Origin of the sequence: Pseudomonas sp. SBT1-2 (genome assembly GCF_028640875.1) — a bacterium.
Classification (GTDB): Bacteria; Pseudomonadota; Gammaproteobacteria; order Pseudomonadales; family Pseudomonadaceae; genus Aquipseudomonas; species Aquipseudomonas chlororaphis_I.
Map to the genome: position 1 here is coordinate 18,757 of NZ_JAQZAA010000050.1, position 14,431 is coordinate 33,187.

A 14,431-nucleotide genomic window follows, 5' to 3' on the forward strand; every position below is an offset into this window, starting at 1 on the left:
TTCGCACCTTTCAGCACGTTCGAGTCCGGGTGAGCATCATGTGGTGGAGCAAAGGCAAGTCGCGGGTCAATCAGCGGGCCACCGGGCGGACGAATGCCCTGGCCTCACCGATGATCATGCCCCTGGAGCCGCGCATGCTGTTCGACGGCGCGGTGGCGGCGACGGTGGCCGAGGCCGTCCAGCCGGACAGCCACACCACCACGGACGTGGCCAAGACACCGACCGCCGCCGATCAGCCGAGCGTCAGCAAGGACACCCACGGCCAGGCCGATGCAGCGCCTGCCGCGACCCCGACCGCGGTGCCGGGGCTGACGGTGGTGTTCGTCGATTCGCGGGTCAAGGACGCCGACAGCCTGCTCCAGGGCCTGGCGCCCGGTACCCGGGTGGTGCAGCTGGGTGCGAACCAGGATGGCCTGCAGCAGATCGCCGATTACCTGGACCAGCATCAGGGGGTCAGTTCGGTGCAGATCATCGCCCACGGCAATGCCGGGGACCTGTGGCTGGGCAACAGCTACCTCTCGGCTGACAACGTCCAGGCGCGTAGCTCGGTGCTGGCGGACATCGGCCAGGACATGAACGCCGGCGGCGACATCCTGATCTACGGCTGCTACACCGCCGAGGGCGAGCGCGGCCTGAGTTTTGTCGATTCGCTGGCGCAGCTCACCGGTCGCGACGTGGCCGCCTCCAGCGATCGCACCGGCGTGGGTGGCGACTGGGAACTGGAGATCGCCACCGGCACCATCGAAAGCGCCAATGTGCTGTCCACCCAGGCCATGCAGGATTATCAATGGGGGCTGGCGACCTGGACCGCCACCAACAACGCCAACACCGGCGTGGGTTCGTTGCGGGCGGCGCTGGCGTCGGCGCAGAACGGCGACATCGTCACCTTCAGCAGCGGCATGACGGTGCAGCTGACCTCCGAACTGCTGGTCAACAAGAACGTGACCATCGACGGAGACCTGAACAACGACGGCGCGGCGGACGTAATCCTCGACGGCCAGTACCGCACCCGGGTCATCGAAGTGGCCTCGGGCAGTACCGTGACCCTCGATGGCCTGGTGATTACCCGGGGCCTGGTCTCGGGCAACGGCGGCAACGGCGGGTATGGCGCGACCGGCGCCATGGCCGGGGGGATTTTCAACGCCGGCAATCTCACCCTCAACAACGTCACCGTGACCTCCAACGCGGCTTCGGGCGGCGGCGGTGGCGGCGGTGTCACCGGCGCGTTCTATGGCGGTGGCGGTGGTGGCGGTGGCGGGCTGGGTGGCCAGGGTGGCGGCCACGGTGGCTCCGCCGGCCCCGGCACCGGCACGCTGGGCGGCCAGGCTGGCAGCGCTGGCGTGGGCGGTTATGGCGGTGGCTACGATGCCACCCACATGGGCGGTCGCGGCGGTACCAGCACCGGCGGCGCGGGCGGTCTGGGCGTGTCCTACTACAGCAACGGTGGCAATGGCGCCACGGCCACCAACGGCACGATTTCCATCGGTGGCGGTGGTGGCGGCGCGGGTTGGGACAAGGTCGGCGGCGCGGGCGGCAATGCCGCCGGCGGTATCTACAACGCCTCCAGCGGCACCCTCACGGTGATCGGCACCTCGACCATCAGCAACAACATCGGCGCGGGCGGCGGCGGTGGCGGCGGTGGCGGCCAAGGCAGCAACGCCAGCAACGGCGGGATCGGCGGCCGGGGCGTCGGCGCGGTCTGGAACAAGGGCACCTTCCTGATCACCGCGGCCAACTTCGCCGCCTTGAGCGGCAACGCGGCGGCCAGTGGCGCCGGCGGCGTGGCGCTGGGGGGTGGCACGACCGGTACTTCACCGACTTCGTTCGCGACCATCTACAACGACGGCGGCATCCTCAACACCGCCTATGCACCACCGCCCACCGCGACCATAGTGGTCGCCGATACCACGTTGAGCATCGGCGAGACTTCGCTGGTGACCATCACTTTCTCCGAGGCGGTGACCGGTTTCACCAACGCCGACCTGACCGTCGCCAACGGCACCTTGACCGCGGTGAGCAGCAGCGATGGCGGCATCACCTGGACCGCCACCTTCACCCCGACGTCGAGCATCACCGATACCAGCAACGTGATCACCCTGGATAACACCGGGGTGATCAATGGCCTTGGCACCGCCGGGGTCGGCACCACCAACTCCAACAACTACGTGGTCGATACCGTCCGGCCGACCGCGACCATCGTGGTGGCGGACAATGCCTTGCGAGTCGGTGAAACCTCGCTGGTGACCATCACCTTCAGCGAAGCGGTCAGCGGCCTCACCAACGCCGACCTGACTATCGCCAACGGCACCTTGACTGCGGTGAGCAGCAGCGACGGCGGCATCACCTGGACCGGCACCTTCACCCCGAGCGCCAGCATTACCGATACCACCAACCTGATCACCCTGGACAACACCGGCATCGCCGACCTGGCCGGCAACGCCGGCAGCGGCACCACCGATTCCAACAATTACGCGATCGATACCGTCCGCCCGACCGCGACCATCGTGGTCGCCGACAGCACCCTCACGGCGGGCGAGACGTCCCTGGTGACCATCACCTTCAGCGAGGCGGTCAGCGGCTTCACCAATGCCGACCTGAGCATCGCCAACGGCACCCTGACTACGGTGAGCAGCAGCGATGGCGGCATCACCTGGACCGCGACTTTCACCCCGACCGATGGCATCAGCGACGCCAGCAACCTGATCACCCTGAACAACACCGGCATTGCCGACCTGGCCGGTAATACGGGCAGCGGCACCACGGATTCGGGCAACTACGTGATCAACACCGCGCACCCGACGGCCACCATCGTGGTCGCCGACAATGCCTTGAGCATCGGTGAAACCTCGCTGGTGACCATCACCTTCTCCGAGGCGGTAACCGGGTTCACCAATGCCGACCTGACCATCGCCAACGGCACCCTGACCACAGTGAGCAGCAGCGACGGCGGCATCACCTGGACCGCCACCTTCACCCCGACGTCGAGCATTACCGATACCAGCAACGTCATTACCCTGGATAACACCGGCGTACAGAACGCCGTGGGCAACCTGGGCCTGGGCACCACCAACTCGAACAATTACGCCATCGATACGGTGCGGCCGACCGCGACCATTGTGGTCGCCGACAGCGCGCTGAGAATCGGCGAAACCTCGCTGGTGACCATCACCTTCAGCGAAGCGGTGACGGGTTTCACCAACGCCGACCTGACCATCGCCAACGGCACCCTGACCGCGGTGAGCAGCAGCGATGGCGGCATCACCTGGACCGCGACCTTCACCCCGAGCGCCAGCATCAGCGATACGACCAACCTGATCACCCTGGACAACACCGGTATCGCCGACCAGGCCGGCAACGCCGGCAGCGGGACCACCGATTCCAACAACTACGCGATCGATACAGTGCGGCCGACCGCGACTATCGTGGTCGCCGACAGTGCTCTCAGCGCCGGTGAAACCTCGCTGGTGACCATCACTTTCAGCGAAGCAGTCAGCGGTTTTACCAACGCCGACCTGACCATCGCCAACGGCACCCTGACCGCGGTCAGCAGCAGCGATGGCGGCATCACCTGGACCGCGACTTTCACCCCGACCGTCGGTATCAACGATGTCAGCAACCTGATCACCCTGAACAACACCGGGGTCACCGACCTGGCCGGCAACACCGGCAGCGGCACCACCAACTCCAACAACTACAGCATCGACACCGTCCTGCCGACCGCGACCATAGTGGTGGCGGACAACGCCTTGAGGATCGGTGAAACCTCACTGGTGACCATCACCTTCAGCGAGGCAGTGAGCGGTTTCGACAACAGTGACCTGACGGTGGCCAACGGTACCTTGAGCACGGTGAGCAGCAGCGACGGTGGCATCACCTGGACCGCCACCTTCACCCCGACCTCGAGCATCACTGACACCAGCAACGTCATCACCCTGGACAACAGCGGCGTGACCAACGCCTCCGGCAATGCCGGCAGCGGCACCACCGACTCCAACAACTACGCCATCGATACGGTGCGGCCGACCGCGACCATCGTGGTCGCCGATACCGCGTTGAGAATCGGTGAAACCTCGCTGGTGACCATCACCTTCAGCGAGGCCGTCAGTGGCTTCACCAACGCCGACCTGACCATCGCCAACGGCACCCTGACCGCGGTGAGCAGCAGCGACGGTGGCGTCACCTGGACCGCCACCTTCACTCCGAGCGCCAGCATCGGCGACAGCAGCAACCTGATCACCCTGAACAACACGGGCATCGCCGACCTGGCCGGCAACGCCGGTAGCGGCACCACCGATTCCAACAATTACGCCATCGATACGGTGCGGCCGACCGCGACCATAGTGGTTGCCGACAGTGCTCTCAGCGCTGGCGAAACCTCGTTGGTGACCATTACCTTCAACGAAGCGGTGAGCGGCTTCACCAATGCTGACCTGAGCATCGCCAACGGCACCCTGACCGCGGTCAGCAGCAGCGATGGCGGCATCACCTGGACCGCCACCTTCACTCCGACCGTCGGCATCGCCGATGCCAGCAACCTGATTACCCTGAACAACACCGGAGTCACCGATCTGGCTGGCAACACCGGCAGCGGCACCACCAACTCCAACAACTACAGCATCGACACCGTCCTGCCGACGGCGACCATAGTGGTCGCCGACAACGCCCTGAAGATCGGTGAAACCTCACTGGTGACTATCACCTTCAGCGAGGCAGTAAGCGGTTTCAGCAATGCCGACCTGACTATCGCCAACGGCACGCTGAGCGCGGTCAGCAGCAGCGACGGTGGTATCACCTGGACCGCCACCTTCACCCCGACGTCGAGCATCACTGACACCAGCAATGTCATCACCCTGGACAACAGCGGGGTGACCAACGCCTCGGGCAACGCCGGCAGCGGCACCACTGACTCCAACAACTATGCGATCGACACCGTCCGCCCGACCGCGACCATAGTGGTCGTCGACAGCGCCCTGGGCGTGGGCCAGACCAGTACCGTGACCATCACCTTCAGCGAGGCGGTGACCGGCTTTACCCTGGCCGACCTGACCGTTGCCAACGGTACGTTGAGTGGCTTGAGCACCAGCGACAACATCACCTACACGGCCACCCTCACCCCGACGGCCGGCATCACCGACAACAGCAACCTGATCACCCTGGACAACACCGGGGTGACGGATGGGGCCGGCAACACCGGCAGCGGCACCACCGACTCCAACAACTACGCCATCGACAGCCTGGGTCCGAATGCCACCATCGTTCTCTCCGACTCGACCCTCAAGGCCGGCGAAACCTCGGTGGTGACCATCACCTTCAGTGAAGCAGTGAGCGGTTTCGACAACAGCGACCTGACGGTGGCCAATGGCACGCTGAGCGCGGTCAGCAGCAGCGACGGCGGTATCACCTGGACCGCCACCTTCACCCCGACAGCGGGCATCACCGACCTGAGCAACCTGATCACCCTGAACAACACCGGCATCACCGACGTGGCCGGCAACAGCGGTACCGGGACCACCAACTCAGCCAACTACAGCATCGAAACCGTGGTGCCGACCGCCACCATCGTGATCGCCGACACGGCCTTGAAGGCCGGCGAAACCTCGCTGGTGACCATCACCTTCAGTGAGGCGGTCAGTGGTTTCGACAACAGCGACCTGAGCATCGCCAACGGCACCTTGAGTGCGCTGAGCAGCAGCGACGGTGGTGTCACCTGGACCGCCACCTTCACCCCGGCAGTCGGTATCGCCGATACCAGCAACGTCATCACCCTGAACAACAGCGGCGTGATCAATGTCTCGGGGAATACGGGCAGCGGCACCACCGATTCGAACAACTACGTCATCGACACGGCTCGCCCAACCGCGACCATAGTGGTGGCCAATCCGATCCTGCCGATCGGCGAAACCAGCCTGGTGACCATCACCTTCAGCGAGGCGGTCAGCGGTTTCGACAACAGCGACCTGACGGTGAGCAACGGCACCCTGAGCGCGGTCAGCAGCAGCGACGGCGGCATCACCTGGACCGCGACCTTCACCCCGAACGTCAACGTCAGCGATGCCACCAACCTGATCACCCTCAACAACAGCGGGGTCAGTGACGTGGCGGGCAACGCCGGCAGCGGCAGCACCGACTCGAACAATTTCATCATCGACACCGGGCGGCCGACCGCCACCATCGTGCTGGCCGACACGGCCCTGAAAGCGGGCGAAACCACCACGGTCACCATCACCTTCAGCGAGGCGATCAGCGGTTTCACCAACTCGGACCTGACGGTGGCCAACGGTACCCTGGGGGCCCTGAGCAGCAGCGATGGTGGGGTTACCTGGACCGCCACCTTTACCCCGGCCATCAACATCAGCGACAGCAGCAATCAGATCACCCTGAACAACGCCGGAGTGATAGACGCCGTCGGCAACACCGGCAGCGGCACCACCGACTCGGCCAACTACGTCATCGATACCGTGCGCCCCACCGCTACCGTGGTGGTCGCCAACCCGATGCTGGCGGCGGGCGACACGTCCCTGGTGACCATCACCTTCAGCAAGGCGGTCAGCGGTTTCGACAACAGCGACCTGACGGTGACTAACGGCACCTTGAGCGCGGTCAGCAGCAGCGATGGCGGCATTACCTGGACCGCGACCTTCACACCGAACACCAACGTCAGCGATACGAGCAACCTGATCACCCTCAACAACAGTGGGGTCAGCGACGCCTCGGGCAATACCGGGCTGGGCAGCACGGATTCGAACAATTACCTGATCGATACCCAGCGGCCGACCGCGACCATCGTGGTCGCCAACAGCAGCCTCGGCGTGGGCCAGACCAGCGGCGTGACCATCACCTTCAGCGAAGCGGTGAGCGGCTTCACCAACTCGGACCTGACGGTGGCCAACGGCACCCTGAGCGCCTTGAGCAGCAGCGACGGCGGCCGGACCTGGACCGCGACCCTGACGCCAACCGCCAATATCAGCGATACCAGCAACCTGGTCACCCTGAACAACAGCGGGGTGAGCGACGCATTCGGCAATACCGGCAGCGGCAGCACCGACTCCAACAACTACGCGATCAACACCGTGCCGGCGACCAACCCAGCCACGGAGCTGCCGGTGGGCGATCCGGAATTCCGTTCGAGCGACCCGGTGGTTCCGCCGCTGCCGCCTTATGTGCCGCTGCAGCCCACGGTCACCACGCCACCGGTTGGCGACCTGGGCTCGCCATTGGCCTTCGCGCCACTGTTCGAGCAGCGGGTGCTGGGCGATGGCATCCGGCCGTTGGGGGATATTTTCATCAATCACGGGGCCCTGGCGCCGAGCTTCATTGCCCAGGTATTTGGCAGCAGCGATCCCGGTGGCGACGGTAATGGTCATGGTTTCCTCGGCTTCGGTGGCGGCGATGGCGGGGTGTTCAGCCAAAGCACGCTGTCGGTGCTGTTCGGCCAGGACTCCACTGAGGACGGCGGTTCGCTGAAGTCCTTCGGCGACAAGCCCAGGGCCGGCGATCTTTCCCAGGGCGGGCGCGGGGTGTTCGGGGCACCGTCGCTGACCCAGCAATTACAAGTGATGCAAGACATGGAGCAACGGCCGATCCGCGATCTGGCCAAGGCATTCGAACAGGCCGGCATCAGCGCAATGCAGGCCTGAAACAAGACATAAATACGATGCGGCACCCAGGGGCGAGACAAGGATGAATAAAAGTCAGAAGTTGTTCGGGGTCAGCTTGTTGGCGCTGGCGGTCAGTGGTTGTGCCGTCAGCAGTAAACCGATTGAACGCAGTGCCAGCGAGCAGCGCGCCAGGAGCGACCTGCAGAGCATGTACAAGGATCAGGAGCCGCTGAGCGGCCCGCTGACCCTGCACCAGGCCATGGCCCGGGCAGTGAAATACAACCTCGAGGGCCGGTTGAAAATCATGGAAGAGGCCCTGGCCAAGCGCCAACTGGACCTCGCCAGTTTCGACATGCTGCCGCGCATGGCCCTCTCCGCCGGCTACGTGGGGCGCAACAACGTCAGCGCCTCCAGCAGCCAGAGCGTGGAAACCGGTACCCAGTCCCTGGAACCCTCGACCTCCCAGGACCGGGACCGCAGAGTGGCCGACCTGACCATGGTCTGGAACGTGCTGGACTTCGGCGTCAGCTACATCAATGCCAAGCAGCAGGGCGACCAGCGGCTGATCGTCCAGGAGCGCCGGCGCAAGGTGATCAACACCATTGTCCAGGACGTGCGCTCGGCCTATTGGCGGGCGGTGGCGGCCGAACGCCTGCTCAAGCAGATCGACAGCCTCGCAGGTCGGGTCGAGCAGGCCCGCGGCAACAGCCAGAGCATGAGCGAGCAGCGTATCGGCGACCCGGTGCAGGCCCTGGCCTACCAGCGCTCGCTGATCGAGGCCACCCGCCAGCTGGAGGAGCAGCGCCGGGCGTTATCCCTGGCCAAGACCGAGCTGTCGACCCTGATCAACCTGCCCATGGGCACCCAGCTGACCCTGGCGACCACCGACGATTACCCGGTGCCGGAACTCAAGGTCGATATGGCCCGCCTCGAACACGAGGCCCTGACCAGCCGCCCGGAACTGCGCGAGCAGGATTACCAGAGCCGTATCAGCGCCGCGGAAACCCGCAAGGCCATGCTGCGCCTGCTGCCGGGCCTGGAGTTCTCCGCCGGTGGGCACTACGACAGCAACTCATTTCTGGTCAACGACAAGTGGGCCGACTACGGGGTGAAGGTCACCTGGAACCTGTTCAATGTGCTCTCCGCGCCGGCGGCCATCGACACCGCCAAGGCCGGTGAAGACGTCGCCGCGGCGCGCCGGCAGGCCATGTCCATCGCGGTGCTGGCCCAGGTCTATGTGGCCAACGCCAACTACCGCGACGCGTTGCGCCAGTTCAAGACCAGCCAGGAGCTGGCGGACATCGACGGGCAGATCGTCGGCCAGCTGCGCAACCGCTACCAGGCCAATGGCATTGGCGAGCTGGACCTGATCCAGGGCGAGCTGAACACCTTGCAGGCGGACCTGCGGCGCGACCTGGCCTATGCCGACCTGCGCAACGCCTATGGGCAGATCTTCGCCAGTGCCGGGCTCGACCCGCTGCCCAACGAGGTGCAATCGACCCAGGTGCAGTCCATCGCCTCGGCGCTGGCCAGCCGCGAGGCCGACTGGGCGGCGGGCAACATCAGCACGCCGGTGGCCCATGCCCAAAGACAATAATCTGCAGGCGCCCCAGGCCAGCGTCAGCCGGGCCCAGCGCGAGGCGCGCAATGGTCATCGCGGGGTGGCGATCCTGCTGACCGGCCTGCCGGCGGCGGGCAAGTCGACCCTGGCCCAGGCGCTGCAGGCCGGGCTGTTCCAGCACGGCCGGCAGAGCCTGGTGCTGGACGGCGACGCCTTGCGCGGCGGCCTGAATCGCGACCTGGGGTTCGCCGAGGCCGACCGCCGGGAAAACATCCGCCGCGCCAGCGAGCTGGCGGCCTTGCTGGTGGACAACGGGCAGATCGTGATCCTGGCGATGATCGCCCCGCTGATCGAGCAGCGCGAGCTGTTCGCCCGGCGCCTGGGTGAGGACTACCTGGAGGTCTGGTGCAGCGCTTCGCTGGCGGTCTGTGAACAGCGCGACCCCAAGGGCCACTACGCCCGCGCCCGCAGCGGCGAGTTGCCGGGGTTCACCGGTATCTCGGCACCCTATGAGCCACCACGGGCCGCGCTGGAGCTGGACACCGGCACCCAGTCGATCGACGACTGCCAGCGGCAATTGCTCGGCTGGCTGGTCGAGCGCAAGGTGCTGCCTGCCTCATGAGCCGCCCGGCGTTCGCCCGGCTGCCGGTCAGCGTGGATCTGCCGCGGCTGTTGCGCGCCCTGGCGCGCATCGACGCGAGCGCCTGGCAGGGCCACTTCAACGGCGGCTATTACGAAGGCGACTGGAGCGGCGTGGCCTTGATCTCGGCGGTGGATGCGCCCTCCGAACTGGCGCCGGGCAAGGGCCGGCCGGTACAGCGCGAGCCCTGGCGGCAGGACCCGGACTGGCAACAGGCATTGCGTCACCTGCCCTTGCAGATCGTTTCGGCGCGCCTGCTGCGGCTGGGCCCGGGGGCGCGCATTCATGAACACCGCGACTACGACCTGGGCGGCCCGGACGCCGACCTGCGCTTGCATATCCCCTTGCTCAGCCCGCCGCGGGTGGACTTCCTGCTCGACGGGCGGCGCATGCCGATGCTGGCGGGGGAGTGCTGGTTTCTCGACCTGTCGCGCCCGCACCGTGTGGACAATCACGACAGCCAGGAACGCATTCACCTGGTGATCGATTGTCGCCCCGACTCCTGGCTGGAGCAGATGATTGCCGACGGCGCGCCGACCACGCCGACGCCTGGCCTGGGCCGCGCCGCCGTGGACTTCGCCCGGTTCTGTCGGTTGCTTGAAGAGGACCCCGCGCTGTGCCAGGCCTTGCAGGCGCTGAACGACAGCGAAGCCTTCATCGAGCGCACCCTGGCCCTGGCGGCCGAGCGTGGCCTGGCGTTCACCCGCGAAGACCTGCGTTCGGCCATGCGCCAGGGGCGGCGTCTGTGGAATGAACAATGGACGGCCTGAACCTGCATGGCTGGTTGCCGATCCGCATTTGGCAGCCGCGTGACGAGTGGCGGGTCGACTGGTGCTGGTTCGGCGACAGGCCGCTGTCGCAGCCGTTTTTCCGCGAGGCGGTCGAAGAGGCCCTGCGCCTGCCGTTCAATCAGGCGTTCCGGCGCCAGACGCCGTTGTCTGCCCTGACCGAATGGCGCCAACGTAGCCCGGGCCTGGCTCCCAGCGCCTTTATCTTCCACGCCTCGCGCTGCGGCTCGACCCTGGCCAGCCAGATGCTGGCTCATCTGGACGATCACATCGTGGTGTCCGAACCGCCACCGCTGGATGCCTTGCTGCGCAGCTCGCTGGCGCCACGGGAGCGGGCTGCCGCGCTGGTGGGATTGCTGTCGGCCTATGGGCAGGTGCGCCGCGGCACTGAGCAGCGGCTGGTGATCAAGCTCGATGCCTGGAACATCGGCGAGCTGCCGCTGCTGCGCCAGTGCTTCGTCGATACGCCGTGGTTGTTTCTGTATCGAGAGCCGCTGGAAATCGCCGTATCGCATCTGCGCCGCGCCGGCATGCACATGACGCCGGGCCTGATCGGGCCTAGCGCTTTGGACGACGGCGAGCCTTTCCAGGACCGGGAAAGCTGGATCGCCCGGCGTCTGGGGCGCTTGTTGCAACTGGGGCTGGAGCACTGCCGCGAACACCATGGCCTGGTGCTGAACTACAGCGAATTGCCCGCTGCCATGGACGGCCATCTGGGCGATTTTTTCGGCCTGAGCGCCGAGCAACGCCGGACGGCATTCGCCTGTGTCGGCCAGCATGCCAAGCAGCCGGCCCAGGCCTTTGTCGATGACCGCCAGGGCAAGCAGCAACAGGCCTCAGCCCGGCTGCGGGAGCAGCTGGAGCAGTGGGCGCAGGCGCCTTACGCAGCGCTGGAGCAGTGGCGCAGCTGCGCGGTCCCGCAACCCCGGCTCAGTTCTTCGGCGACAACTCCGCCATGCCCTTGAGGAATTCGATGGGCAGCGGGAAAACGATGGTCGAGCTTTTATCACCGGCAATCGCGCTCAGGGTCTGCATGTAACGCAGCTGCATGGCGCCGGGCTGGCGGCCGAGCATTTCGGCGGCCTGCATGAGCTTTTCCGAGGCCTGCAATTCGCCTTCGGCGTGGATCACCTTGGCCCGGCGTTCCCGTTCGGCTTCGGCCTGTTTGGCAATGGCGCGGATCATCGATTCGTTGAGGTCGACGTGCTTGATCTCGACGTTCGCCACCTTGATGCCCCAGGCGTCGGTCTGGGCGTCCAGCACCTGCTGGATATCGGCGTTCAGGCGTTCGCGCTCGGCCAGCAGCTCGTCCAGCTCGTGCTTGCCCAGCACCGCGCGCAGGGTGGTCTGGGCCAGTTGGCTGGTGGCCATGAGGAAGTCCTCGACCTGGATAATCGCCTTCTGCGAGTCCAGCACACGGAAGTACAGCACGGCGTTGACCTTGACCGAGACGTTGTCGCGGGTGATCACATCCTGGGGCGGCACGTCGAGCACCACGGTGCGCAAGTCGACGCGGACCATCTGCTGGACGACCGGAATCAGCAGGACCAGCCCGGGCCCCTTGACCCGCCAGAAGCGCCCCAGTTGGAACACCACCCCGCGCTCGTATTCGCGCAGGATGCGAAACGTCGAGACCGCCAGCGCCAACAGCAGCGCCAGCAGCGCGCCAAAACCCAATTCCAGACCCATTTCATCCTCCTCGCGGCGCGGCCTCGGCCGTCGTCACTTCCAGAAGCAGCCCCTTGCGCGCCACCACCCGAACCCGTTGCCCGGTTTGCAGCGGTGTCGCGCTCAGGACCTGCCAGTGTTCGCCCTGCAACAGCACCCAGCCGTTGTAAGGGTTGCCCGTTTGCACCGCGGTGATCGCCGTTATGCTGCCCACCAGCCCAGCGTCGCCAGCCACCTGCTGGCGTTGTCGCGCACGCACCGCCATGCTCGCCAGCGTCGCCAGGAGCAGCGCACTGATTACCGCCAGGCTGACGATGAGCGGCAGGGGAATGCCGTAGCCCGGGACATCGGTGTCCATCAGGATCACCGCGCCGACCACAAAGGAGACGATGCCGCCGAAGCCGATGACGCCGAAGGTCGGTAGAAAAGCTTCGGCGACCATGAAGGCGATGCCCAGCAGGATCAGGGCCACGCCGGCGTAGTTCACCGGCAGCAACTGCAAGGCATACAGACCGAGCAGCAGGCAGATGCCGCCGAGCACGCCGGGCACCGCGGTGCCCGGGTTGACGAACTCGAAGAACAGCCCGTAGATGCCGATCATCATCAGGATCAGCGCGACGCTGGGGTGGGTGATGACCGACAGCAGCTGCGTGCGCCAGTCCGGGTCGTGATGGATCACCGCCGCGCCCAGGGTATGCAGCTGCACCGCCTGGCCGGCGGCGATGAGGAACTTGCCGTCGAGTTGCCTGAGCAGGCCGTTCAGGTCATCCGCGACATAGTCGACCACCTTCAGCTTCAAGGCTTCCTGGGCCGGCAGGCTGACGGCCTCGCGCACGGCCTGTTCCGCCCATTCGGCGTTGCGCCCGCGCAATTGCGCCAGGCCGCGGATATAGGCCGCGGCGTCGTTGATCTGTTTCTGGCTGAGGGTGTCGGGTTCCGGTTCCGGGTTCTTGTCCGAGCGTGGCGCGGCGGGCGGGTTGCCGCCCGGGTCGGGCTGCCCCGGCATGCCGACCCGCACCGGGGTGGCGGCCCCGAGGTTGGTGCCCGGGGCCATGGCGGCGATATGGCTGGCATACAGGATGTAGGTGCCGGCGCTGGCGGCGCGGGCGCCACTGGGGGCGACGTAACTGGCCACCGGCACCGGGCTGGCGAGGATCGCCTTGATGATCGAGCGCATCGAGGTGTCGAGACCGCCGGGGGTGTCGATGCCCAGCACCACCAGTTGGGCCTGTTCGTCGGCAGCCTTGTCCAGGCCGCGCACCACGTAGTCGGCGCTGGCGGGGCTGATCACATCGTTGACGGTGAGCACCACCACTGGCTTCACGGCCTGGGCGTGCCCGGTCGGCAGGCCGATCAGCACACCCAGCAGCAGCCCCTTCAGTGTCGCCCGCCACCCACGCTCGTTCATCCGACCCTCCTGGAGAGTCATGTGCCTCGGTTGCCAGCCGTTCGCTGGCTTTGTCCTTGAGTCTAGTAGAGCGTGGGATTGAGCAAATTTTGAACAACCTCATGCTCGCGTGCCGTTCGGAAGTTCGTCAGTGGGCGAGGGCGGCGCGGCCTAGACTTTGGGGAGGGAGTGACAGTCGTTAACCCATCGTCCTGCAAAGCCGTTCAGGACACCGAGGTGCATCATGCGTATGGCAAAAACCGTGCAACGCAGCCTGGAACAGGCGCATTGCGATTTTGACGTGGTGGCTCATCCACATTCGTCGAGCAGCCTGGAGACCGCCCGGGTCGCGGGAGTTCCCGCCGAACGCGTGGCCAAGTCGGTGATCCTCGACGACAGTCACGGCCACTACCTGATGGCCGTGCTGCCGGCCAGCCGCCACCTGGATCTGAGCAAGGTGCGCGGCAGCAACGAATGGCAGATCACCCGGGAAAGCACCCTGGCGCATCTGTTCAACGATTGCGAACGCGGCGCGGTACCGGCCCTGGGCGAATCCTATGGGCTGGACGTGGTGATCGATCCGATGCTGACCCGGCAGAAAGACATCTACCTGGAAGCCGGCAACCACAACAACCTGGTGCATCTGAGCATGGACGAGTACCTGAAAATGGTGCCTCATGCCGAGGTGTGCGAGGTCAGCTACTAGCGCCGTCGGTGCCTGTAGCGACCCTTTGCTGGTTGGCCCGCTCCTGCAGGCTGTTTCTGCAGGAGCGCGGCTGCACGCGATCG

8 protein-coding genes are annotated in these 14,431 nt (G+C 65.9%); 6 read left to right on the top strand and 2 right to left on the bottom strand.

The window, feature by feature from the left end; translation table 11 throughout:
• The first annotated feature begins 38 nt into the window (after nt 1-38).
• Genes PVZ78_RS05725 through PVZ78_RS05745 form a run of 5 tightly spaced genes read left to right on the top strand, consistent with a single transcriptional unit; the run spans nt 39 to nt 11,552 of the window.
• Complete coding sequence (locus PVZ78_RS05725; RefSeq protein WP_273828350.1) at nt 39-7,637, top strand: Ig-like domain-containing protein; 7,599 nt, start codon at nt 39-41, stop codon at nt 7,635-7,637.
• Nucleotides 7,638-7,680: 43 nt separating this feature from the next.
• Nucleotides 7,681-9,195, top strand: coding sequence for a TolC family protein (locus PVZ78_RS05730; RefSeq protein ID WP_009046348.1), 1,515 nt, complete (start codon nt 7,681-7,683; stop codon nt 9,193-9,195).
• Nucleotides 9,179-9,781, top strand: coding sequence for an adenylyl-sulfate kinase (gene cysC / locus PVZ78_RS05735; protein ID WP_016705001.1), 603 nt, complete (start codon nt 9,179-9,181; stop codon nt 9,779-9,781). Before PVZ78_RS05730 ends, cysC begins: the two co-directional genes overlap by 17 nt.
• Nucleotides 9,778-10,569: an aspartyl/asparaginyl beta-hydroxylase domain-containing protein gene (locus PVZ78_RS05740; RefSeq protein ID WP_273828351.1), complete on the top strand. Its 792-nt coding sequence runs from the start codon at nt 9,778-9,780 to the stop codon at nt 10,567-10,569. The genes cysC and PVZ78_RS05740 overlap by 4 nt, the downstream gene beginning before the upstream one ends.
• A complete protein-coding gene (locus PVZ78_RS05745; RefSeq protein ID WP_101281621.1) occupies nt 10,557-11,552 on the top strand; it encodes a sulfotransferase family protein in 996 nt (331 codons plus the stop codon). The genes PVZ78_RS05740 and PVZ78_RS05745 overlap by 13 nt, the downstream gene beginning before the upstream one ends.
• Here PVZ78_RS05745 and PVZ78_RS05750 read toward each other — a convergent pair.
• Together PVZ78_RS05750 and PVZ78_RS05755 are read right to left on the bottom strand one after the other, a co-directional pair.
• Nucleotides 11,518-12,276, bottom strand: a complete 759-nt coding sequence (locus PVZ78_RS05750; RefSeq protein WP_009046352.1) for a slipin family protein — start codon at nt 12,274-12,276, stop codon at nt 11,518-11,520. The genes PVZ78_RS05745 and PVZ78_RS05750 overlap by 35 nt on opposite strands.
• A gap of 1 nt (nt 12,277) precedes the next feature.
• Nucleotides 12,278-13,663 (bottom strand): NfeD family protein, encoded by a 1,386-nt coding sequence (locus PVZ78_RS05755; protein WP_009046353.1) that lies wholly within the window; start codon nt 13,661-13,663, stop codon nt 12,278-12,280.
• A 223-nt stretch (nt 13,664-13,886) separates the two neighbouring features.
• Here PVZ78_RS05755 and PVZ78_RS05760 point away from each other — a divergent pair, with 223 nt between their 5' ends.
• A complete protein-coding gene (locus PVZ78_RS05760) occupies nt 13,887-14,348 on the top strand; it encodes an aminoacyl-tRNA deacylase (RefSeq protein ID WP_016705004.1) in 462 nt (153 codons plus the stop codon).
• The last annotated feature ends 83 nt before the right edge of the window (nt 14,349-14,431 follow it).

Excerpts from the sequence above, each read along its gene's own strand:
- PVZ78_RS05750 (WP_009046352.1), bottom strand. The coding sequence starts at position 12,276 with ATGGGTCTGGAATTGGGTTTTGGCGCGCTGCTGGCGCTGCTGTTGGCG.
- PVZ78_RS05745 (WP_101281621.1), top strand. The coding sequence starts at position 10,557 with ATGGACGGCCTGAACCTGCATGGCTGGTTGCCGATCCGCATTTGGCAG.
- PVZ78_RS05755 (WP_009046353.1), bottom strand. The coding sequence starts at position 13,663 with ATGAACGAGCGTGGGTGGCGGGCGACACTGAAGGGGCTGCTGCTGGGT.
- PVZ78_RS05760 (WP_016705004.1), top strand. The coding sequence starts at position 13,887 with ATGCGTATGGCAAAAACCGTGCAACGCAGCCTGGAACAGGCGCATTGC.
- PVZ78_RS05730 (WP_009046348.1), top strand. The coding sequence starts at position 7,681 with ATGAATAAAAGTCAGAAGTTGTTCGGGGTCAGCTTGTTGGCGCTGGCG.
- cysC (WP_016705001.1), top strand. The coding sequence starts at position 9,179 with ATGCCCAAAGACAATAATCTGCAGGCGCCCCAGGCCAGCGTCAGCCGG.
- PVZ78_RS05725 (WP_273828350.1), top strand. The coding sequence starts at position 39 with ATGTGGTGGAGCAAAGGCAAGTCGCGGGTCAATCAGCGGGCCACCGGG.
- PVZ78_RS05740 (WP_273828351.1), top strand. The coding sequence starts at position 9,778 with ATGAGCCGCCCGGCGTTCGCCCGGCTGCCGGTCAGCGTGGATCTGCCG.